The 1983-nt window shown below is 47.4% G+C and carries 1 protein-coding gene and 2 pseudogenes; 1 reads left to right on the forward strand and 2 read right to left on the reverse strand.

Annotation, left to right across the window (positions count from 1 at the left end; all coding sequences use genetic code 11):
- A pseudogene (locus HMPREF3052_RS03655) lies at window positions 1-204 on the reverse strand (transferrin-binding protein); the annotation flags it as partial.
- Window positions 205-416: 212 nt separating this feature from the next.
- On the reverse strand, window positions 417-1055 hold the full coding sequence (locus HMPREF3052_RS03660; RefSeq protein ID WP_070748607.1) for a biliverdin-producing heme oxygenase: 639 nt from the start codon (window positions 1053-1055) through the stop codon (window positions 417-419).
- Between the two features lie 437 nt (window positions 1056-1492).
- Here HMPREF3052_RS03660 and HMPREF3052_RS03665 point away from each other — a divergent pair.
- A pseudogene (locus HMPREF3052_RS03665) lies at window positions 1493-1897 on the forward strand (gamma carbonic anhydrase family protein); the annotation flags it as partial.
- Window positions 1898-1983 lie beyond the last annotated feature (86 nt).

Raw genomic sequence — 1983 nt, forward strand, 5'->3', positions numbered from 1 at the left:
TTCAGCTTTCTTGGCTTCTTCAGCTTTCTTAGCTTCTTCTGTTTGTTTTGAATCACCTCCTCCGCCCGAGCCGGAATTATTGCCCGGCTGTTGCGGGGTCGGTGCAGGCTGTGCAGACGGCGTACCACCACCGCTTGAGCCGCATGCACTCAATGCGATGCTGCAAGCAATCGCCAACATACTTAATTTAAATGATTCCTTCATGGTCAAACTCCTAAATGTGATAATGGTATTTTGGAATGTTGGTGATAAAATATTTGATAATTATTTACATCAAACCAATTAAAATATACCGCAAATGCGGATAACCAAACGGTACTAAACTTGCATCAGTATGAAGGTCGTCTGAAAACGGAATTTATGAATCCGTGCATACAGATGTGTTTCAGACGACCTCTACTTATATCGTCAAACCATTAATGACGATGCGGAACAAAGCCTTCCGGAGCTTCCGCACCTGCAGGCAGGTCAAATGTTTCGCGCAGAACGACTTTGTAGAACGCAAATGCATCTTTTGCACCTTGAATCGCTTCGGCTTCAGCTTCAGGGCTTAAACCCAAAGCATTCAGATGCTCGACAAAAGCACGCCAATGTTTGCCGCGGCCGTTCGAATGGGGAGCGAGGTGGCGCGCGCCGTGTTCGCCGGTGTAATCCAGCTTTTGCGCGTGTTTAAACAAAAATGCCGCGCCCAAATTGGAACCTTCGGCGCAATACAGCCAACCGATGGCTTTATTGCCGGTTTCATGCGGCAGCGGTTTGCCGTATTCGTAAGGTTTGTCGCCCAAATCCGCCAAGTCTTGCGTTACCGCGTCGTAACGCGCCATGTATTCCAGCTCGGGAATGGCTTTGTTCAACTCGGGGTCTTTATAGATATGATCGACCGCTTTGTGGAACACGGATTGCAGTTTCAAAAATTTGATGTAGTTCTCTTTGTTGGTAAACGGCTCGACAGACATAACTAAGTTGTCCACGCTGTCGTGAACGGTGGTGGTTTGCTCTTTCAGCCGTTTGGCAAAAGTCAGCTCTTGTGTTCCGCTAATGTGAATATCCTTCATACAGTTTCAGACGACCTTCCGGCCGCCTTTATTTAAACAAGGTGGATTAGATAGATTTGAAAACGGATATGGGATGGAAGCCAAGGTTTGTGGGATTGGAAACCCACCAAACCTGTTTGAAAACAAACCATCAGGTTTCGTTATTTTATGAAATATTTTTTTAAAATATATATCATTCCAATTCAAATGGCAAGAGAATGATTTGCAGCTACTTGTAACTACAAGATAATAACGGACAATTTTCCACCTTCGGTAAACAAGAGATGCAGGCCTAACGGAAAATGGTTCTATAACCATAAAAAATATTGTTTACAAAGACATGACGACATCTCGGGAGACACCGCCCTTGCCTCACCTGCGTCAAAACGGCATACTTTCGCCATACCGAGCCGCAGGTCGTCTGAAACCTGCCACACTATCAAAAAGAAAGAAACAACATGAACCCTATCCGCCCCTTCTTAGACCATACTCCCCAAATCCGCGAATCCTGCCTCATCGACGAGACCTCCGTCATCATCGGCGAAGTATCGCTTGCCGAAGACGTATCCGTTTGGCCGCATGCCGTGTTGCGCGGCGACGTAAACAGCATCAGCATCGGCGCGCGCAGCAATGTACAGGACGGCAGTGTCTTGCACGTTTCGCACAAAAACGCGGAAAAGCCTGAAGGTTCGCCCCTTATCATCGGCGAAGACGTAACCGTCGGACACAAAGTCATGCTGCACGGCTGCCGCATCGGCGATCGTGTGTTGATCGGGATGGGTACAATTATTCTGGACGATACCGTCATTGAAGACGACGTGATGATAGGCGCAGGCAGCTTGGTGCCGCCACGCAAACGTTTGGAAAGCGGCTGGGACCTTTGCAAAATTCCTTTTTCCCCGACAGCCGAAACCTAAACAAAGATTTTCGGCTGTTTTTGTTTCAAATA

The organism is Neisseria sp. HMSC056A03, from assembly GCF_001815685.1.
Taxonomy (GTDB): domain Bacteria; phylum Pseudomonadota; class Gammaproteobacteria; order Burkholderiales; family Neisseriaceae; genus Neisseria; species Neisseria subflava.

Excerpts from the sequence above, each read along its gene's own strand:
- HMPREF3052_RS03660 (WP_070748607.1), bottom strand. The coding sequence starts at position 1,055 with ATGAAGGATATTCACATTAGCGGAACACAAGAGCTGACTTTTGCCAAA.